Source organism: Paenibacillus sp. FSL H8-0034, assembly GCF_038000305.1.
Classification (GTDB): Bacteria; Bacillota; Bacilli; order Paenibacillales; family NBRC-103111; genus Paenibacillus_S.
Genome location: NZ_JBBOBS010000001.1, coordinates 2,068,839 through 2,089,099 on the forward strand (window position 1 = coordinate 2,068,839; position 20,261 = coordinate 2,089,099).

Genomic DNA, 20,261 nt, shown 5'->3' on the forward strand with positions numbered 1-20,261 from the left:
TTCCTGCAGATCGTACTATTCTTCAGGATTCGTGCTTTTGTTCTTTTCTTTCAGCTCGAGATGCATGGCGCGTACTTCCTCGAAGAGACCCCGAATGACAGCTCTACTTTCTGGATGATCCTGATTCCAATGGCTGGCCAAGGCGGGCATCGTTTTGTGGATATGATTATATATGGACCAAACTTTGATTTTTTCCACCATTTCCGGCGATCTGCTGCCTGTCACCATTTCTGCAAAGGTTTCGACCAAAGCGTTGAATTCACTTTCAAACTCTGTATTCATAGAAAAGCCTCCTTGTCTTCATATTAATAAGGTAACGCTAGTCTAGCGTATTTGTGTGAGTTCTGTAAAGCAGGAGATCCCGAAGTCCGATGGGTAATGAGTGAAGTGGCCATATGATCATGGAGAAGCGTTAGGGTTCCAAAGATATTTGGCACGAAGCGGGGCTTATTCATTGGACTTCTTAGGAAAGGAAAAAATCCTAGTGATGAACATTGGTGAAACCGGAATACCTTCAGGTACGTTGTTACAACGTGATCTATTGCAAAGTCATAGACAGGATGTACGCCTCTATTTATTAACCTATTCGAGTGATGGCCTGAGGGTCAAAGGGTATCTGGCAGTACCGGATTCGAAGGGACCTTGTCCGGCATTGATCTTCTGCCGTGGCGGTATTCGCAAGGTAGGGATGCCCCGCAAGCGCAGGGTGATGACTATGGCGGAACGGGGATATGTGGTGTTTGCTCCTTTTTACCGGGGGAATGAAGGCGGTGAGGGGCGGGATGAGTTTGGCGGGGAAGACCGGCTGGATGTCATTCATGCGATTACAATGATGAAATCTCTCCCTGAGGTGAAGCCGGGGCTTGTTCCGTTGATTGGATTCTCTCGTGGATCGATCATGGCTCTGTCGGCAGCCAAAGCGTGTCAGGGTGTAGGACCTGTCGTCGTATGGGGCGGCGTTAGCGATTTATTCGATACCTATGAAGAGCGTGTCGATCTGAGGCGTATGCTCAAGCGTGTTGTGGGCCATCCCCGCAAGCAAATTGATGCTTATCAAAGCCGATCCCCCGTATATTGGGTGGATGCTTTGAAGGTACCGATTATGATCGTTCATGGTACTTCAGATGCTTTGGTTCCAGTGAGACACGCGTGGAAGCTTGCAGAAGGCTTGAAGCGATCAGGCAAGGATTTTGCTATGGAGCTGCATGAGGGCTTCGGCCATCGTTTTCCAAGGGAACAGGATGACAAGGCATTGGACGCTGTATTCGAATGGTTGTCACAGAAGCTTCAGCAGATGGAGATCTCCTATTGATGTTACCCACTTCCATTGGTATGATGCTTTTATAGGCTTGTTTGGTGAAAATGCTTACGAAGAAGGTTTTGCCAAGGCAAAACCCTTAGGAGGAATTAGATGAACAGTTTTTCAAGTTTGCAAATTGATGAGGTTTATATAAATAAGCTGCGGGAAAAGGATATTGTGGTTCCATCGCCGATTCAGGCAGAGTCGATCCCGGTTATTTTATCCGGCAAGGATGTAGTGGCGCAATCCCAAACGGGCTCTGGTAAGACCTTGGCCTACGTGCTGCCATTATTACAACAGGTTGACAAGAACTCGAGAGAGGTTCAAGGTATCGTGATTGTGCCTACTCGCGAGCTTGGCTTTCAAATACTGGAAACCCTGCAGCTGTTAGCTGATGAAGCGGGTATCCGTGTTCAGGGACTAATTGGCGGCGCTGCCTTAACCCGGCAAATCGACAAGCTCAAGCTTCGGCCGCAGCTGATTGTCGGCACACCGGGCAGAGTGATGGAGCTGTTAAAGCTGCGCAAGCTGAGCGTTCACCATGTGAAGACGGTTGTCGTCGACGAGGTCGATCAAGTATTTGATCTGGGCTCCATGCGTGAGGTTGAAGTCATCTTTAAAGGCACACAGCGCAACAGACAGATGCTATTTTTCTCGGCTACGATGCCTGAGCCTATCCAGGCTGTCATCAGCCGTTGGATGCAGGACCCGGTTTATGTGCAAATCTCGCCTGAGCAGCGGACCTCGGAAACGCTTAAGCATTTGTATTTCGTCTGCGAGGACCGTGACAAGATTGATACGCTTCGTCGTATCGTTCGTTTGTACAATATGCCTGCGGCGATTGTGTTCATTAATGAAATCGATAATGTCGCTGAAATTGTGGAAAAGCTGAAATTTGCCGGATTATCCATTGAGGCATTGTATGGCGATGCAGGTAAGCATGAGCGGGCAAAGGTGATGCAGGCATTTCGGGCAGGCAAATTCCAATTGCTGCTGGCAACGGATATCGCGGCGCGCGGCTTGGATATTCCTCATGTCACACATGTCATCAACTTTGAGCTGCCGATTGATGCAGACCATTATGTACATCGGGTTGGACGGACTGGACGGATGGGGAAAAAGGGTACGGCAATATCCATCCTGACGAACAAACAGCGGTTTATTATCGATAAATTTGCCAAAAAGCTGGGCTGCAAGATAGAAGAACAAGAAATGGCTTACGGCAAGATTTATCAATCCGGATCACGTGGAGCAGCCCGATCAACAGGGCCTTCCAAAGGCAAGGAAACACACGTGAGTCAGGCAAACAAGAAGGAGCCCGGTTCAACTGCGTCTGAAGCGGTATCTACCAATTCCCCTAATTTGGCGCCTGCCCGCAGCACAGCATTGGGTAAGCCAAACCCTGCCAAAGCCTCATCGGCAGCGGGTAAAGCACCGAGCAAGTCTGCATCAGGCAAGCCGGTAAGCTCGCCTTTCAATAAGACCGTGAGTCCAGGCCCATCCAGATCTGAGAGCAGATCCGAGACCAAGCTTGGGGCTGTATCGGATATTCGCAAGTCAGGTGTCTCGAATGCTGCAGCGGCAATCAAGCCTGAAGCCAAGAAAGGCACCAAGCCAGTACAGCAAAAATCCGAGCGTGAGCTTAAGCGGGAACGTAAAAATAAAGGGGCTCCGCGCTGGTTGAAAGAAAAACAAAACAAGCCGACATAAGTTTTTTGCAACTTGTTTATCGATAGTCAGGAGGAACTACGGAAATGGGGAAGCTATTGCGTTTTGTAGGAATGCTGCTTATCCTTTGTATCCTGCTGTTGGGTGTTTCCTATGCGTACGCGCAGCCGGATCGATTGCTGGACCTGAATTATTCGGAAATTTCGGTTCGTGATAAGTTAACGGATATGTTGGCAAACCGAAGGCTTGAGGTTGTGTTGACCGAAAGCGAAGTAAATGATTTGCTGAAAAAGACGCTTTCCTCACGTGCGCAGCTGAATGAGGATTGGAAGCTGTCAGGGGCACAATTCAATCTGAAGGGAAACCAGTGGACAGCTGATGTAATCTTGATGTACAAAGAGAAGTGGCCGATTGGAGCCCAGCTGTTTTTTACCGTCAAATGGGAGGATCCCTTTCTGACAGCTACCCATACGGGAACTCAAATCAAGCAATTATCTGTACCGATGGATTGGTTTCAATTGCAGTCGCTGCAAATTCCGTTGAACGACTATCTGCCCAAGCCTGCAGGCATACGCGCTGTGACGTTCCAGGACAATGTGGTAAGGCTCGCGCTTCGGAGACGATAACAAAAATCAAGAGCCTCAGCCCATTCATATGACGGGTTGAGGCTCTTGGTTTGCCATTCTAGCGGTTACCGCCGCCGCGCAGCTGCTTGTGAATCTTTTTCCAACGTTCCTTTTCCGCACGTGCGGCACCCGCATCGGCTTTACGCTCTGTATAGGCCAGCTCTTTTTGCAGCTTCAAAAAGCTATTCCAGCGAGCATCGTCCAGTGTCCCTGCTTCGAGAGCCTGCTGAATGGCACAGCCAGGCTCCCCGTGGTGCCCGCAGTCGCCAAAGCGACAGCTTGCAGCCAGCTCGTCAATATCCTGAAAAGCGGTGTGCATCGATTCGCTGCTGTCCCAGAGCTGAAGCTCGCGCATTCCCGGCGTATCGATCATGAGCGCGCCGCAAGGCAGCACGATCAGCTCACGGTGTGTGGTCGTATGCTTGCCGCGGTCATCTCCATCGCGTGCAGCACCTGTCTTCTGCTTGTGCTCACCATACAGGCTGTTGAGCAGCGTTGATTTACCTGCCCCGGAGGAGCCAAGCAGCGCAATGGTTTCTCCTGGCTTCAACGTGCTGAGAATCGATTCGATCCCATCATCTGCCAGACTGTTGACGGTATAGATGGGTACACCCGGGGCAATAGCCTCTACCTCCATAAATCTGGCTGCTGTATCGTCGCATAAATCCTTTTTGGTCAGTACGATTTCTGGTGCGGCTCCGCTTTCATAGGCAAGCAGCAGGTAGCGCTCGAGCCGTCTTATATTAAAATCGAGGTTTAAGGCCATAACCAGAAACACACGGTCTATATTGGTGGCTACGATCTGCTCCTCGACGGTTGAACCGGCAGCTCTGCGTGAAAATTTGCTTTTTCGCTTCATAATGTCATGAATGATCACGCGCTGCTCGCCAGGCAATGGGGTCATCCAGACCCAATCGCCAACTGCCGGATAATCCTCTCGCCGAGTTGCTTCATAGCGGCTTTTGCCGGAGAGTTCACCTAACCATTCCCCGTTCTCGCCCAAGATCCGGTACAAATGCTTATGCTCCAAAATGACACGTCCAACCTCATAGCCAGTATGTTGTATGGCCTGTTCTGCAAAAAACGGCTGAAAGCCGTAGGTTTCCAGTGGTGTTTTCATGAATATATGCTCCCTTATTCGCTTCGATTATGCAGGGAGGATAATCCGAGATCACACATGTATGTTTTACCGGGTCCAATCCCTGTTAATTTGGTTCCACTTGTCCTGCATTTCGGTCATTCTAGCGGTATGAGTTACAATTCTCTTCATATACTTCACTCCCAGTTATCAGATCTATGTATAGTATAGACAATAGCGCGTACTTTCAATAGGGAATAAATGATTATATAAGAAAAGCCTCTGATCGAAGCTTATTCGGTGAAGATACATTCGTGTCCAATAGGTTGCTTTTCTTGCAATATCGGAATATTCAGCTCTGCTGAAAACTTGTAAATTCTGATATTATAAAAAAAGCAGCCCCCATTATGTCCTGTTAGGAGCATTTTTGAGGCATGCTTATTTACGATCTGATGTGGTGTAGGGATCGGCTTATTATTTTCGTGTATTCACATAAGCAGGATATACGATTTTACCTATGTCCAGCTTGGCGATTTCATCAGCCGTCCAGCCTTTGATTTTGTTATTGCCTACAACGCCTGTCAGCTTGATCTTGTATTTGGTTTCCAGGTAGCTGTGAAGCGCAGGCATATCGGCTTCCTTCAGCTCCCGCAGCTTTTTCTTACCCTGGATTTGACCAAGCAAAATACCGATGGTTTCAGCGGCAAGGCTCGTATTCGGCTGGATGCGTGCGCTGCCGTACGCAATTGCGGATGAACCGACATTTTTACCAGCCACAAGCACATTATCATAATCCTTCAGCAAAAAGCTGCGTAGGGGCATTCCGTACTTGTCCGGTCTTCCCATCTCAATGCCCCATTTGCTGGTGCTGATGCCTTGGAGATCAAGTGGATAACCCGCGATACTGACATTGTCCCAGAACATATTCGCCCCAAGCATATCCGATGGCTTCAGCACATAATCCGTTTCATAATGATTATATTCGCGGATATACAAGTAGTTGGGGGAGCCGTTCAGCTCGGCCTTTTCCCAGCCAATTATGTTTTTGCGGAAATGGTTGAGGATCAGCGGCAGCTCATTTTTTCCAAGCTCCATCGCTTCGGCTACCGATTTCTCGTCGGAAGGATCGACGGTGTATATGAGAAAAGCATTGATTAACACCTCGCCATCCCGCTGGTTCACGGCATTCAATCCGCGTAAAAACACTCTTTCATTACTCGGCTTGTACGCGCTTGTCATTCCGCTAAGACCGATCGCATAGCTTTCACTGACGGAACCGCCGCCATATTTGGTTTTGCGCTCCTGTGCTGTCATATTGTTAAAGCTGGAGTTGAATTTGGCCCAATCGACATTTTTGAATTTAAGCATAAATCCGGAACTCATATATTCGATTTTGGTCTCTCCATAAAATTGCTCCAAACCGGGCATCCGGTTTACCTTTAACTGACTTAACAATGCGGCAAAATCGCTGTTATCCACCCAATAGGATGCCTTGATGTTCTTCTTGGCGCCGTCTTTTCCAGCATACGTTACCGATTCAACGGCATTGGGTCCGAATTGTCCTGCTGTTTGCTTAATGTCGACGATCTTGATGCCTGATTCTATCGGGATGTCTTTTTTGAGCTTGTCAAAGTATTGTGTGAACTCTGTAAGCTTGCGGATTTTGCCATTGCGGAAGCCATCGAACAGCTCCTTGGCACGTCCTTGCACCATCAGGTTGTATTTGTCATCCCGGGTCTCATCGAGAAACAGCATTTCACCCTGCAGCACCTGACCGCCAAACCCTTCTCTCGGATCCAGCACTTTCACTTTAAGACCTTCATCAGCTGCAGCTCGTGCCAGATAGAGGCCTTCCAGTTCACTGCCGAATATCGCGATATCGACCTGCTCTGTTGGAACAGGCGGCTCCGGTGGTGGCGCTGGTGCAGCCGTTTGCGGCTTGGCAGCCTGCGGTGTTTTGCTAATGTCGGCAGCCGACTCGATACGGGTCTTGTCCTCTTTGGCAAAAGTCATCCATGAATAAAAAACACCCACAGCGACCAACGCAAATAAGGCCAGCGCGACAGAAAGCTTTTTTGCATTCCATTTCATGCTTTTAAATCCTCCCTCAACTCACACCTCTTCGTGATCTATCCATAATCGGAATCATCGCCCTGAAGGCATTGTCGTCCTAAGTTTACCATTTATATCCCGATTGATCAAAATGACCCCCATAAATGTTTGAGCAATGGCGAAACTTTTAGTAATTCCAAAGAACTCTTCGCGAAGGTTCGGATTCATTTTAATTAACCAACAACAACAAAATTTGTGTTATGAGGAAGAGGAGAATGATGATGAATCATTTATTTAAGAAGGTATTAGTAACAGGTCTGACACTGGCTATGGTAGTGGGTGGTTCTACAGCGGCTTTTGCCGATAATTACAAAGGTAAGGGCAACGATAAGGACAATGATCGAGATAAAGGGCGCGAAAAGGCTCAAGCTGTTCAAGCTGTAAAGACGAATTATAATGATAAAAATAACAAGCTTGAAATCAAGCTGACGTTTGATGATGTCAAAGGCTCTGATGTCGAGTGGGCCATGCGTTATATTGCAAGCCTTGCATCCAAGCGAGTGTTCGAGGGTTATGAGGATGGTACCTTCCAGCCACGTAAAACCATTACTCGTATTGAAGCGATTACAGCTGCGGTTCGATTGATGGGATTGCGGGATCAAGCGGAATCGGCTGAGGCGATGCAGGCAAACCTGAATTTCAGCGATGCCGATAAAATCAAATCCAAATATGCTTGGGCAACCGGTTATGTATCCGTAGCGCTGCAAAACGATTTGTTTGAGGAATCCGAGAACGCTGTACAGCCGGAAAAGGAAGCGGATCGCTTGTGGGCGACAACTTTATTGATAAAAGCATTGAAGCTGCAAAACGAAGCAAAAACCAAAATGAATACGAAGCTTACTTTCAAGGATGCCAATAAAATCCCGGCCGGTTCTGTTGGTTATGTAGCCTTGGCGATTGAGAAAAAGCTCGTTGACGGCTACGAGGATAATACGTTCCGTCCGAACAATCCGGTGACACGTGCTGAATTGGCGGCGCTGCTGGACCGCACAGGCAGTCAACTGCCTGATAACACCTCGGTTCGCGGTACGGTGAATGCTGTTGTAACGAACAACCTGCTGACACTCACAACGGAAGGTCAAGCTTATAGTGTGGAACTGGATGCAGGAGCTTTTATTTACCGCAACGGAGCCAGAGTTGCTGCAAGCGAGCTGAGAATAGGCGATGATGTGGTAGTTCGTACTTATGGCGGCAAAGCGATTTTCGTAGAAGTAAAGACGTTGGGAAACGGCAATCAGCTGCCTGATAACACTACTTTCACAGCTTCGATTAACACAACAGTGAGCAATAATACCTTGACGCTCACCAAGGATGGTCAGACCTACAGCGCTCAGCTTGATGCCAATGTGTCTATTATCCGTAACGGCGTGTCCGTTGCAGCTTCCGAGCTAAGAGTCGGTGATTCGGTGCTGGTAAGAACCTATGGTGGCAAGGTGATCTTCGTTCAAGTAGTGACTCCGACACAGGAGCAGCAGACTGACTTTACAGTGATAGGTTCATTGAACTCTTACACGCTGAACTCAAGCGGACAAATTGCGACAATTTCAATCAATCAGACATTGAGCAGTGGTTCAGTGCAAACTGCCGTCTACAATGCAGCAAGCAACCTGTCGATCCAGGGTGATATGTCCTTGCTGACCGCTAATCGCGCGATTGAACTCAGAGGCAACAACCAGGTCGTTCATACGATCGTGATTCGATAATAGGATCCTTAGAGATCCATAGAGAGGTAGACACAAGAGAGAAGAAAAAGGTTGATTACCCGGGAACAGCTCTTTCGTTCAGGCCCTTAGTGCCGGACGGAAGGGCTGTTCTATTATGGTATGGGATTGGATGAGTTTCATAGGGGATGGAATCGGGTAAAAACACATAAGCAAATGAAGAATACGTGGAGGGGAACCCAATGGTGATACGACATGAAGAACAACCACTGACTGCTTTGTCGGAGGAGAAGATAGTAGAATTTTTGATGGATATTCGCGATCGTGTCGATGCGGTAGAATTACTTAAATCTCAGCACGAGGATACGCACGAGGTCAGCTTTTATAAAGGTCAGCTTGCCGAGTTGAACCGGATTATCGAGAACAGCAAGCTGTTTTTTAATATGGATGTGTTTGATCTCAACTACGCCCATAAAATGCTCGATTCGTATGAGCTCAGCCTTCAGGATGCATCGGGTAAAGGTTTTCAGGCTAAGGTTAAAGCATTTGATGTGGAGCATGCACAGCATAAGGCAGCGCTTGACTACCCGGATTACAGCTTTGTAGAAGCTAGAAAAATATAGTCATTTGATGGAACCACTGCTGAGAAATCTTCAAGGCGGTGGTTTTTTTGCGTGTAAGCCGTTGCAAAAAGAAAACTATGGACAACCTGTCCTCGGGGTGTATAATTAAAAAAATGTACATTCGGTGGAGGTTACTATGGACAATCAGACAATCAAGCTGGAAGATATCATCATGGCGAGTCATTTGCTGAAGGATGTGGTGTCTCATACACCTCTGCAAAGAAACTCCATTCTATCTGATAAATATAATTGTAATGTGTTCCTGAAGCGTGAGGATTTGCAAGTTGTTCGTTCCTTCAAAATTCGTGGTGCCTATAATTTGATGCGTAGTCTGCCTGAAGAAAAGCTGCGTAAGGGCGTAGTATGCGCCAGTGCAGGCAATCACGCACAAGGCCTGGCTTACTCCTGCAAGGCGCTTGAGGTGCAAGGTAAAATCTTTATGCCAACCACAACACCACGTCAAAAAATATCCCAGGTCAAGCTGTTCGGAGCTTCCTATGTGGAAGTGATCCTGATTGGAGACACCTTCGACGATTCCTTAAGGGAAGCGATGCTGTACAGTGAGCGGGAGGGGATGCAGTTCGTCCATCCTTTTGACCACCTTAAGGTAATGGCGGGCCAAGGGACCGTAGGTCTTGAGCTGATGAACGATATGAAGGACCCGGTGGACTATGTATTCGCCGGTATTGGCGGCGGCGGCTTGGCTGCAGGCGTGGGTACCTACATTAAGGCTATCAGTCCATCGACTCAGGTGATTGGTGTTGAAGCTGCGGGTGCGCCCTCTATGCGTCAATCTATGGATGAAGGTCAAATTGTCACCTTAACGGAGATTGACAAGTTTGTTGATGGCACAGCGGTTAAGCGTGTAGGGGAATTGACCTACGAGGTATGCCAAAGAGTCGTGGATGATGTTCTGGTCGTACCTGAAGGCAAGGTGTGTACGACGATTCTGGAGCTGTATAATGAGAATGCGATTGTCGCCGAGCCGGCAGGTGCGCTGACGATCACAGCACTTGAGTTTTACCGCGAGCAGATTGCCGGGAAAAATGTTGTTTGCATCATTAGCGGCGGTAATAACGATATCGACAGGATGCAGGAGATTAAGGAAAGATCGTTGATTTATGAGGGGCTGAAGCATTATTTTACCGTTCAGTTTCCGCAGCGGGCAGGAGCCTTGCGCGAATTCCTTGATGAGGTACTGGGACCCAACGACGATATTACACGCTTCGAATATACGAAGAAAACAAGCAAGGAAAACGGCCCGGCGCTAGTCGGCATTGAGCTGAAAAATCAAGAGGATTATGCTCCGCTCATTGATCGTATGGAGAGCAGAGGCATTAAATATGTGGAGATTAATAAAAATCCTACCTTGTTTAATTTGTTGATTTGAGGTTGATATACAGGTATGCTTGCAAGCCTTCCAGAGTAACATTATGGAGGGCTTTTCTTTATGCGGACCACCCTTGAATTTGAGAATCCGCGATCTATAACGATTTAAACCTGACATGTAGGGTTGTTTTCATGTATACTAGAAGATAAGCACAGAATCATTCCTGGAGAGCTAATACAGATAGGAGAGGATGTCGCCATGCTAATTGTTTATTGGAATTGCTTACTATTTGGTATTGCCTTTGCCGTAATAACGCTTGTGATCGGAGAAGTGATTGGTCACTGGCTGGATAGCGCTGCGGCTGCGCTGCATCTGGATCATTTTGACTTTATGCAGCCGATTGTGGTCGTTGGAGGCATCACTACATTTGGCGCGGCAGGTATTATTTTTCACAAATACACACTGCTTGATGTCACACTTATAGCTATTTTGGCGGTGCTTATTGCGCTTGTGCTGTCGGCTGCAATTTACATTTTCTTCGTGCGCAATATGAGCAAGGCCGAGCACTCTATCGGGCATTCGGTTGGTGAATTGGTTGGCAGGGCAGCCGAGGTTTCGGTTACGATTCCGACGCTTGGCTATGGGGAAATCATTATTCATACGAACTCTGGCATATCCAATTATCCGGCTGTCAGCTTTGAGGGCTTGCAAATTATGCAGGGCCAGAAAGTAGTGATCGTTGAGTTAAGAGGCCGCGATTTTGCAGTAAGCGAGCTTAATATTTAAACCCGACTAAAAAACGTAAAAGGTGGGATTTCTTTGACGCAATTGACTACTAACTATGAATACTTAACAATTCCTGTATTATTGATAGCTGTTCTGGTTATACTCGGATTGGCCTTTTGGTCGCGCTATAAAACGGTCAGTCCTGATAAAGCGATGATCATCACCGGTTCTTTTTTAGGCTCCAAAAATGTAATGAATGATGAAACAGACCGTAAATTAAAAATCATTCGTGGTGGCGGCGCATTCATCCTCCCCGTATTCCAGCAGGCACAGTTCATTTCGCTTTTGTCCCACAAGCTGGATATTGCGACTCCTGAGGTATATACGGAGCAGGGGGTACCTGTACTCGCTAACGGTGTTGCGATTATCAAGGTTGGCGGATCGATCGAGGATGTTGCTACGGCTACCGAGCAATTTCTCGGCAAAAGCGATGAGGAGCTGCGTGGTGAAGCGCAAGAGGTGCTCGAGGGCCACCTTCGGGCGATTCTCGGCAGTATGACGGTTGAGGATATTTACAAAAACCGTGATATCTTTGCTCAAAAGGTTCAGGAGGTTTCGGCCATCGATCTTCGTAAAATGGGCTTGCAAATCGTCTCCTTTACGATCAAGGATTTGCGCGACAATAACGGATATCTGGACGCATTGGGTAAACCGCGGATTGCTGCAGTGAAGCGTGATGCGGATATTGCCCAGGCCCAAGCATCCCGGGATGCGCGAATTCAAAAGGCAAATGCCGAGGAGCAGAGTCAGAAGGCCGAGCTTGCGCGTGACACGAACATTGCTGAATCCGAGAAGGATAAGCAGCTGAAGATCGCTTCATTTAAGAAGGAGCAGGACGTAGCGAAGGCCGAGGCCGATCAGGCTTATGGCATACAGGAAGCCAAGTCGAAGCAAATTATTGTAGAAGAGCAAATGAAGGTTGAGCTTGTTCGTAAAGAGCGGGAAATCGATCTCGAAACCAAGGAAATATTGCGCCGCGAGAAGCAGTATGATTCCGAGGTCAAGAAGAAAGCAGATGCGGATCGTTATGCGATCGAGCAGGCAGCAGAAGCAGATAAGTCCCGTCGTATGCGTGAAGCCGATGCGAGACAGTATCAGATTGAGGCAGAAGCAAGAGCCAATGCGGAGCAGGTACGTATTTCTGGGATTGCCATCGCAGAAGCGGGCTTGGCCAAGGGTAATTCCGAAGCTAATGTTGAGCGGGCCAAAGGTACCGCACAAGCGGAGGTCATTCGTCTTCAAGGGTTTGCGGAAGCAGAAGCCAAGGAAAAGCTTGCTGAAGCTTACGCCAAGTTCGGTGAAGCGGCGATTCTGGATATCATCGTCAAGATGCTGCCTGAGCTGGCAGCCAAAATCGCCGAGCCGATGTCTCATATCGATAAGCTGACCATTGTAGATGCCGGTGGCAACGGTGGCGGCGCTACAAAGGTTAGCAAATATGTAACCGAGTTGATGGCTACAGCACCAGATATGCTGAAAAGCGTGTCTGGCATCGATCTGGAGGAGCTCGTCAAAGGGCTGACCAATCGGTTGGGAGGCGTGGGCGCACCTGACAAACAACAGATCGTGTCTACACCTGCAGAGCCTCACAAAGTCATTCCTCTGGAACAGATCGTTGTACCGACAGAGGGCAAATAACGAATTCAGCCAGCAGCCTTCCGGCCGTCATAGACGCTTGGAAGGCTTTTTTGCGGCTGTACTTTCTTTTCCATTATAATGATAGTATCCTCAGTGGATGATAAGGCTTCTTTATGAAAGGAGAGGCGATGAGACTGTGATGGACGACGTTATTTTTGCGATGAGAGATCTTGAATATATACAGAAAACTGTTGACTGGCCGCTCGAGTCCAAGAGGAGTGGAAGCTACACGCTTTTTTTAATCACAGAAGGCGCAGGTCTTCTCCATATGAATGAAGAGAAAATTCGTTTGTTCGCAGGGCGCTGCCTGATTGCAGAACCGGGTATTGCACTGAGGCTGCTTGCTGAGGAGGAAAGTGAGCTCAAAGGCTATATGCTCACTTTTGATGAAATGGTAATCAACAGTCCGGATACAGCCGGAATCGCGGTTTTGAACCCTTGCCGAATGACAAGCAATCCGTTTAATGGAGAGATTTCTGCCGAAATGTTCGGAGAGGTTCTGCGGATGCTGAGCACACTATTCGAGCAGCGTGGCTCCCTGCAGATGCTGAAGAGGCAGATCCTATTCCTGAGTTTACTCGATAAAATCTGGGAGCAGGGTGAGCACGTCAATGTCAAAGTCGAAGGAAAATCTGCGATTGAGCAGACGATAGCGTACATAGATCAAGCCTATGCGGAGGAGCTGACCCGTGACAAGCTGGCTGAAGTGGCGGGGATGAGTCCAGGTTATTATTCGACGTTATTTAGAAAGGAAACAGGCAAAAGTCCTTTGGATTATTTGGCCGAGGTGCGGATTGACCGGGCTAAAGAAAAGCTTTTGACTACAAAGGATCGCATACGCGAGGTAGCACAAAGCGTGGGCTTCAGCAGTGAATTTTATTTTAGCAGCCGCTTTAAACAAATAACCGGACTTTCGCCAACCGAATATGTGAGGCGTAATCGGGTTCACCAGGTGATCAGCTCCCATCCCTATGCTTCACATCTACCGTCAAGCCGTTTTGTTGCCGGAGCGTCATCTTCAACGCCGGAACGTGTGATCGGCCTGTTTTTTGAGGATTACTTAACCGTATGCGGTATTAAGCCGCTGATGCAGTTTGCATCGCATCGTTACTATCAGCGTTATCTGGAGCCCTATCTTCAGGATGTAGACAAGCTCGATGTCACGGGAATTGATTTTGAATCGCTGCTGAGGGCGAAACCGGACCTGATTCTATTGGGCTTTCCCAGCTTTGCCGATGATGGTCATTATGATCAATTCGTTAAAATAGCGCCTACCCATGTATTCGAGAATGCAGCTGAGGATTGGCGGCAAACGCTGCGAATGGTCGGCATGCTGCTCGGAAAACAAGATGCCGCGGAAGCAGCAATCGATCGTTATCAAGATAAGGTTGCAAACGCAGTTCCTGTATTACAAAAGGCAGTCGGCAGAGAGACAATCGGACTTTTACGTATCCATGTAAGCAGGGAGCTGCGTCTTTACGGAGGACCTCATGGCTATACGGGTACCATATTATATACAGATTTGGAGCTGGAGCCTCCTCGTTTTGTGCGGGAATCCGTCTGGGGTGATCCGAGCGGTATGAAGGTGATTACGATCGATATGCTGCAGCAGCTGATTATAGATCATTTGTTTGTGGTCATCGACAATGAAAGTGATCCATACGTACAGCAGTTTCTGGCAAGCGAGGAATGGAATTGTCTATCGGTGGTGCGGGAGGGGCAAATCTACGAAGTGGCTATGGATATCTGGATGACTTTCGGGGTTATTGCGAATGAACGAAAAATCGATAATGTGCTGCGTGCCCTAGTGAACAGAAATATGTATACCGAGCCATCTGACAATACTGCAAAGCCGATCGAATAATCCAGTATGGCTTCCCTTTTTGAGAAATGCTAGAATCATTGATGAAAATGAGAATCAATATCAATGGTTTGAAAGGGGGATTTATCGTGCATTCATCATCACAAGGATTAATCCGTCTGTGGATTGTCGGCTTACTGCTGTTATTGACGTTGCTAACAGCCTGCTCGGGTCAAGGAGAGAAAGCTTCCAGGGCTTCAGGAAGCGAAGGTGTCCCAGGTGCTGCGGCTCCAAGTGCTTCCGCTATTTCTAATGCGGCTCCGGCTGCCCAACCAGTTATTCATAAATTCAAACATGTGATGGGAGAAATTGAATGGTCGACGCCTCCCAAACGGGTTGTTGGGATTTACACAGAGGATTTTTTGCTGGCTCTTGGCGTTAAACCTGTGACACAAACGGTTATAGGTAATTTTTCATTGAAGTATTTGCTGCCTGAAATCGGCAATTTACCCAAGCTGGATACCAGCGCGATTAGCTTTGAGGCTGCTCTGCAGGCCGAGCCGGATTTGTTTGTGCTTGGGTTTGCCAATTATGGGGCAGAAGGGCGTTATGAGAAATTCTCGAAGATAGCTCCTACCTACGTGCTTCCGGCGGATGCCCCGAACAATTGGCGAGATACGCTTCGTACCATTGGAGAGCTGGTTGGCAAACCGGAAGAAGCGGACAAGGTGTTGAAGCAGTATTCGGAGAAAGTAGCAGCAGCGAAGAAAACACTCGAGACCTCTGTTGGTCGTGAAACCGTTGCGCTAGTACGTATACGCAGCAATAAAGAAATCAGGCTGTATGGTGGGCCTCAGGGCTATTCCGGATCTGTACTCTATCAGGATCTGGGATTGGAGCCACCCGCGATTGTCAAAAAGCTTTCATGGGGGGAATCCGGGGGAACCGTTCCGATCTCGATGGAGGTACTGCCGGAGCTGGATAGTCAGCATCTCTTTGTTACCATCGATGATGGCGGGCGTGAGCTTGCAAAGGAATTGATGAACAGCAGCATTTGGAAGAACCTTCCTGCCGTTAAGAATAACCGTGTACATGAGGTGGATGTTGACCATTGGATGACATTTGGTCCTATCGCCTATAACAAGAAGGTTGATGATGTACTGAAGGCTTTGGGTAAATAGCTTAACTATATGCAGGAAAAGGAGACAAATCTGATGATAGATATTCATGAAGGTATTGTAACAACCATTCGCGAGCGAAGAACCATAAATCAATTTACAGTAGAGCCGATCCCCATAGAAGTGTTGATGGAGATTTTGAATGATGCGGTATGGGCTCCGTTCCACTCACTGAAGGAACCCTGGAGATTCATTATGTTTGTAGGAGCAGGCAGGAAACAGTTCTCGGATGCAGTCCTGCTGACCTATCCGAAGGACAAATTGGAGAAGTTTGCGGAGAAGGTGGCAGATGCCTATTGTCATGGGATTCCGGTGACTTTGTTAGTCCTGATTAAGGAGGAGCCCAGATCTAAGGAGTGGGAAGAAGCTTTTTCCGCAGCAAGCGCACTTATCCAAAATATTCAGCTGTTGGCATGGGAACGGAGTATAGGTGTCGTTTGGAAAACCAATGAGTATAACTGGGATCCGAAGTTCCGTGAAGCTGCGGGCGTCAAACCGGGTGAAAAGGTTGTAGGTACCCTGCACATGGGCTATTTTGACAAAACTAAAATGCGCAGTCCCAAACCGCGAACTCCAGTGTCGGAGCTGCTCACATTAGTCGAATAGGGATGAGACCTGATTTATGAAATAAGCAGGAAGGGCCAAGCTAAGTTCTGCCATCAATCACTGAATGGGACAGTTGTCACATGCCAGTGGTTTTTGCTGTTCTCGGTACCTGTGCCATGCTTCTCTTACGACCGTTCTGTTTTAAATTATCTTCAGGAGCTATATAATGAGGAAATCAAGAGTCATTGCCGTTTGTATTTGCCGGTATGACTCTTTCCAAGGAGGAGAAGCTACGTTGCTGTCAGATCAAGTTGAACAATTCCTGAATTTATCATCCCGGCTGCGCCCCGCTTATATTCCGAGTCTGGGAAGCCATCAAGAGGCATCCGTCAGCATTGGGGATATACTCCCGGAGGTACCCGTACTGCTAATGGCATTGTACGGTAGAGTGGCTGGCACCCGCAGAGAGATAGAAGACCAGACCCTGATGGATTTTATGCCCGGCTATCGGCTGATTCATCTTGAAGAATACGAGCAGGAAATGCAGCAGCTGTCCGAATTATTGCTCAACAGGCATAAGGAGCCAGGCGAGATCGTACTGCCTTTGTTAACGAATTATGCGAGTGACTATATTTGCTACCGAAGGTCTGCTGAGGGTGTAGAACAAATATGTGATTTGTTATTGGCTGATCATGACGATCTGGAAGTACTTCATGCTTCACCCGAAAAGTTCATGGAAACCTTGTGTGCCTTTTATGAGCAGCAGGTATACTATTTGGATGATGAGGGATATCTCGATTATGATTTGGTAAGGGAAGGCGAGGTAGGAGCGGCCCTGAATCCTGATGTGGCGTATTGGTCATCATGAGGGATAAGCTCAAGGATCGAATAGGATGCTGTATATGGTATTAGGCGGCTAGTTAAAATGGATAGAGTATTCAGGAAACCCTGAGATCTATCCATTTTTTTATTTATTTCCAAAATATGCTCATTCCCTGATTTCTTATTTGCGCTTTCTTCGGTACTTGAGATAAAACCAGCGCCACATTTAACAAATCAACGGACGAGCCCAAAGCGTTAAGAATAATGAGAAAAATAAGTAATGGGTTCAAATAGCCCAAGGTTCCTAAAAGCAGAGGGAGTATTATCGAAATGAGCACGAATGGCGCGAGAGATACGATCAAATAACGCATGCGCGACATGATTTCCTCTGTAAATACAAATCCACCGAAAATTTGAATACCAATTCCTGTGTGCTTGGATTTCATAAAGCTCGGAATCAGGCTGAGATGGATCAGCTCATGGATCAGCAGGAGCACGAAAATAGAAAGGATATACAGAATATTAATATTAAAGCTGATTCCACCACCTTCAAAGCCGTAATCCTTCAGGCTAACCGGTACAAACATCCTCGTTAGCATCAGTGTTACGAAGCCCCCTACAAGCATAAAAGGAACCGATAATAAAATCGAAACGGGCAGGGATTTGGGCTCTTTTAACTGTACCCAATGCTCGGAAATGAGCCCAGCTTGTTTATCAGGGTCAGCTTTGGGTAATTGATAAGTGACTTTCACGCTAGCTAACCTCCTACTTATGGTGAATAAACGAATTAAATGCCTTCCTGCAGCATCGGTTCGTACATCATAATGGCATGATTCTCAGTAATTATTTCATCATCAATAAGCTCATGTTCCATATTATACACTTTCCTGTATATCCGGTTATGTCTGACATAACCACCCCAGTACTCATGGGTTATCCAATGTTCTTTTTCATAAATATCATAGGTTTGGGCTGGCGAAGTATCTGCTTTCCATTCCCCAACCAAATGGGTATCCGTGAAGTAAATAACCAATTGATAATTATGGCTGGTTTCATTCTTGATCTGTAGATCAAGGTAGTTATAAGCACAAGTGGCTCCACTTCCGAAGGGCTGGCTTCGATTGGAATCGCGGAATACATCATAGCTATGGCGATATCGCTCCGTGATGGTTAAAGGTGAATGTAAAGTCATCCAGTATATGAGATTGGATAATTGACATAAGCCTCCCCCGACGCCTGTCGTCACCTTTCCATAAAACAAAATCATGCCATCCATATAACCTTTTCTGCGGGTGGTATTTCCAATTAAACGCCAATATGAAAAGGTTTCGCCCGGCTTTACAACCAGTTTATTGAGTGTCTGTGAGGCTATGATAAGATTGTTTATTTTATTATGCTGCAGCCACATATCCACATCTTTTAATTCACGCAGCAAGGGAGTCTGATGTTTGAAAATTGTATACGGCAAAAGTGTATTTTGTTTGGCTGCAGCGTATTTTTTTATACCGACATACCATTCCAGATAACGCTTGCAGCGATAATATTTCTTACCCAGGTAAATTCTTAAGGGACTTCTTGTTATTGGCTTCAAAGATTTCATCCTTTTTGTACCTCCTTACACCCGGGAATACTGCATAGTAGAAGCTCGAACAAGTCTGAACATAAAAAAGATGAGCAGCGCAAAAAGGGTAGGTCCCACTTTACGTTACTCATCAAGTTGACTTTTTAGGCCTATATTAACGCATTTACTTGGCAGCAGCTTTTTCTAAATCCTGTACGCCGCGGAAGATGGATTCAAACAGCTCTTCCAGGTTAACTTCCTCGATGCACGAGAAGGCAACACGCAGGTCGGTTTCACCCAAAGCAATCGTACCAATCCCGTATTCGTTCAGCAGGTGAACACGAAGCGTTTCGGCATCGACGGTTTTCAGCTTAAGGCACATAAAGTAGCCGGAGTTGAACGGGTAATAGTCCCAGCTTTCGTTATATTTGCCTGTGTTCAGAATGCTTTTCACCTTGTTGGCGCGGCCCTTCATGATGGCTGCTTTCTCCTGCTTTTGCTCTTTAAATTCAGGAGCATTCAAAGCATGCAGCACGAAGGTTTGGGATGGATGCGGTCCGCTGGAAATCGTAGCACGGATGATGCCAAGTGTTTTTTGCTCCAGCGCAGCCAGCATAGGATCGCTAAGTCCGGCATAGGTAATGAAGCCTACACGGAAGCCCCAGACGAATTCTTCCTTGGTTGCACCGTCAATCTTGATCGATAGTACACGAGGATGCAGACCAGCCAGTTGACCAGCCAACGATTCCTGCATCGAATCTTCAAAGAATAGACCGAAGTAAGCATCATCAGTAACAGCTACAACATTGATCCCAGCTTCCGCAGCTTCCTTGATGACAGCGACAATTTGCTTGCCTTCCTCGGCACCCGGTGTATAACCTGTTGGATTGTTAGGGAAGTTCAATAGCACAACCGCTTTGCCTTTATCCTTTTGAGAAAGTAAAGCTTCACGCAAGCCCTCTGCATTAAAGCGGCGCTCGCTGTTGTATAATGGGTAATTCAAGATTTGGGCACCACGGCGAATCCCGAAGGTCAGCTCGTAGTTCTCCCAATTTTTATCAGGAATGATAACTGTATCGCCAGACTCGGTAAACAAATCAGCGACGATGCTTAAACCATGAGTCAGTGCATTGGTGACGACCGGGTTGCCCAGGCCTTTATCGGATAAGGAAGGGTTCTCTTCAAGCATTTTTTTACGCCATGCGGTACGCAGCTCTGGCTTACCAGCTGGAGGTGCGTACTCATAAAGATCCTTCGGATTGTATGCGGATAATGTATCCTGAATAACCTTGAGATGCATCGGCTTCCCGTTTTCAAGAGCGGTTCCGATTGTGGCATTAAAGGTTGTAGCTTTTACCTTGGCTTCAGCAGATTGGCTCAAAATGCCTACCTTTGGAAAATAGATTTCTTTTCCGAGATTCGAAAGCATTTCATACACATGCGTATTTTCATTCGCAATCGTATTGTTGAGCTGTTGAGCAAGAGGGTTCATTGAAATTTCATCCTTCCGTCTTCCATATGGAGTTGCCTA

18 protein-coding genes are annotated in these 20,261 nt (G+C 47.2%); 12 read left to right on the top strand and 6 right to left on the bottom strand.

The window, feature by feature from the left end:
* Window positions 1–15 precede the first annotated feature (15 nt).
* Window positions 16–282, bottom strand: coding sequence for a DUF2573 family protein (locus tag NST47_RS09435; protein ID WP_076232145.1), 267 nt, complete (start codon window positions 280–282; stop codon window positions 16–18).
* Window positions 283–487: 205 nt separating this feature from the next.
* Between NST47_RS09435 and NST47_RS09440 the strand changes: the two genes are divergently transcribed.
* The 3 genes from NST47_RS09440 (at window position 488) to NST47_RS09450 (ending at window position 3,594) form a co-directional block, all read left to right on the top strand.
* On the top strand, window positions 488–1,312 hold the full coding sequence (locus tag NST47_RS09440) for an alpha/beta hydrolase family protein (RefSeq protein WP_341159638.1): 825 nt from the start codon (window positions 488–490) through the stop codon (window positions 1,310–1,312).
* Window positions 1,313–1,411: 99 nt separating this feature from the next.
* Entirely contained in the window at window positions 1,412–3,010 is a 1,599-nt protein-coding gene (locus NST47_RS09445; protein ID WP_341154906.1) for a DEAD/DEAH box helicase, read from the top strand.
* Window positions 3,011–3,054: 44 nt separating this feature from the next.
* The gene (locus NST47_RS09450; protein WP_341154907.1) at window positions 3,055–3,594 is read left to right on the top strand and encodes a hypothetical protein; all 540 of its coding nucleotides are present in this window, start codon (window positions 3,055–3,057) and stop codon (window positions 3,592–3,594) included.
* Between the two features lie 58 nt (window positions 3,595–3,652).
* Here the strand turns inward: NST47_RS09450 and rsgA are convergent, their stop codons facing one another.
* Both rsgA and NST47_RS09460 read right to left on the bottom strand, forming a co-directional pair.
* Entirely contained in the window at window positions 3,653–4,714 is a 1,062-nt protein-coding gene (gene rsgA / locus NST47_RS09455) for a ribosome small subunit-dependent GTPase A (RefSeq protein WP_341154908.1), read from the bottom strand.
* Window positions 4,715–5,146: 432 nt separating this feature from the next.
* The gene (locus NST47_RS09460; RefSeq protein ID WP_341154909.1) at window positions 5,147–6,763 is read right to left on the bottom strand and encodes an FAD-dependent oxidoreductase; all 1,617 of its coding nucleotides are present in this window, start codon (window positions 6,761–6,763) and stop codon (window positions 5,147–5,149) included.
* A 242-nt stretch (window positions 6,764–7,005) separates the two neighbouring features.
* Between NST47_RS09460 and NST47_RS09465 the strand changes: the two genes are divergently transcribed.
* The 9 genes from NST47_RS09465 (at window position 7,006) to NST47_RS09505 (ending at window position 17,215) form a co-directional block, all read left to right on the top strand.
* Window positions 7,006–8,487: an S-layer homology domain-containing protein gene (locus NST47_RS09465; protein WP_341154910.1), complete on the top strand. Its 1,482-nt coding sequence runs from the start codon at window positions 7,006–7,008 to the stop codon at window positions 8,485–8,487.
* A gap of 200 nt (window positions 8,488–8,687) precedes the next feature.
* Window positions 8,688–9,068 carry a hypothetical protein gene (locus NST47_RS09470; protein WP_341154911.1) on the top strand — a complete coding sequence of 127 codons (381 nt, stop codon included), beginning with the start codon at window positions 8,688–8,690 and terminating at the stop codon, window positions 9,066–9,068.
* Between the two features lie 136 nt (window positions 9,069–9,204).
* Window positions 9,205–10,458 (top strand): threonine ammonia-lyase IlvA, encoded by a 1,254-nt coding sequence (gene ilvA, locus NST47_RS09475; RefSeq protein WP_341154912.1) that lies wholly within the window; start codon window positions 9,205–9,207, stop codon window positions 10,456–10,458.
* Window positions 10,459–10,656: 198 nt separating this feature from the next.
* Window positions 10,657–11,184 (top strand): protease, encoded by a 528-nt coding sequence (locus NST47_RS09480; protein ID WP_341154913.1) that lies wholly within the window; start codon window positions 10,657–10,659, stop codon window positions 11,182–11,184.
* A 33-nt stretch (window positions 11,185–11,217) separates the two neighbouring features.
* Window positions 11,218–12,822 (top strand): SPFH domain-containing protein, encoded by a 1,605-nt coding sequence (locus NST47_RS09485; RefSeq protein ID WP_445667371.1) that lies wholly within the window; start codon window positions 11,218–11,220, stop codon window positions 12,820–12,822.
* A gap of 139 nt (window positions 12,823–12,961) precedes the next feature.
* A complete protein-coding gene (locus tag NST47_RS09490) occupies window positions 12,962–14,686 on the top strand; it encodes an AraC family transcriptional regulator (RefSeq protein WP_341154914.1) in 1,725 nt (574 codons plus the stop codon).
* An 86-nt stretch (window positions 14,687–14,772) separates the two neighbouring features.
* Complete coding sequence (locus tag NST47_RS09495; RefSeq protein WP_341154915.1) at window positions 14,773–15,804, top strand: ABC transporter substrate-binding protein; 1,032 nt, start codon at window positions 14,773–14,775, stop codon at window positions 15,802–15,804.
* Between the two features lie 33 nt (window positions 15,805–15,837).
* Window positions 15,838–16,407: a nitroreductase family protein gene (locus NST47_RS09500; protein ID WP_341154916.1), complete on the top strand. Its 570-nt coding sequence runs from the start codon at window positions 15,838–15,840 to the stop codon at window positions 16,405–16,407.
* Between the two features lie 235 nt (window positions 16,408–16,642).
* On the top strand, window positions 16,643–17,215 hold the full coding sequence (locus tag NST47_RS09505) for a hypothetical protein (RefSeq protein WP_341154917.1): 573 nt from the start codon (window positions 16,643–16,645) through the stop codon (window positions 17,213–17,215).
* 103 nt (window positions 17,216–17,318) lie between these two features.
* Here NST47_RS09505 and NST47_RS09510 read toward each other — a convergent pair whose 3' ends face one another.
* The 3 genes from NST47_RS09510 to NST47_RS09520 form a co-directional block, all read right to left on the bottom strand.
* Window positions 17,319–17,921, bottom strand: a complete 603-nt coding sequence (locus NST47_RS09510) for a DUF3267 domain-containing protein (RefSeq protein WP_341154918.1) — start codon at window positions 17,919–17,921, stop codon at window positions 17,319–17,321.
* A gap of 35 nt (window positions 17,922–17,956) precedes the next feature.
* Window positions 17,957–18,769: a VanW family protein gene (locus tag NST47_RS09515; RefSeq protein ID WP_341154919.1), complete on the bottom strand. Its 813-nt coding sequence runs from the start codon at window positions 18,767–18,769 to the stop codon at window positions 17,957–17,959.
* A gap of 145 nt (window positions 18,770–18,914) precedes the next feature.
* Window positions 18,915–20,222: an aminotransferase class I/II-fold pyridoxal phosphate-dependent enzyme gene (locus tag NST47_RS09520; protein ID WP_341154920.1), complete on the bottom strand. Its 1,308-nt coding sequence runs from the start codon at window positions 20,220–20,222 to the stop codon at window positions 18,915–18,917.
* Window positions 20,223–20,261: the final 39 nt, after the last annotated feature.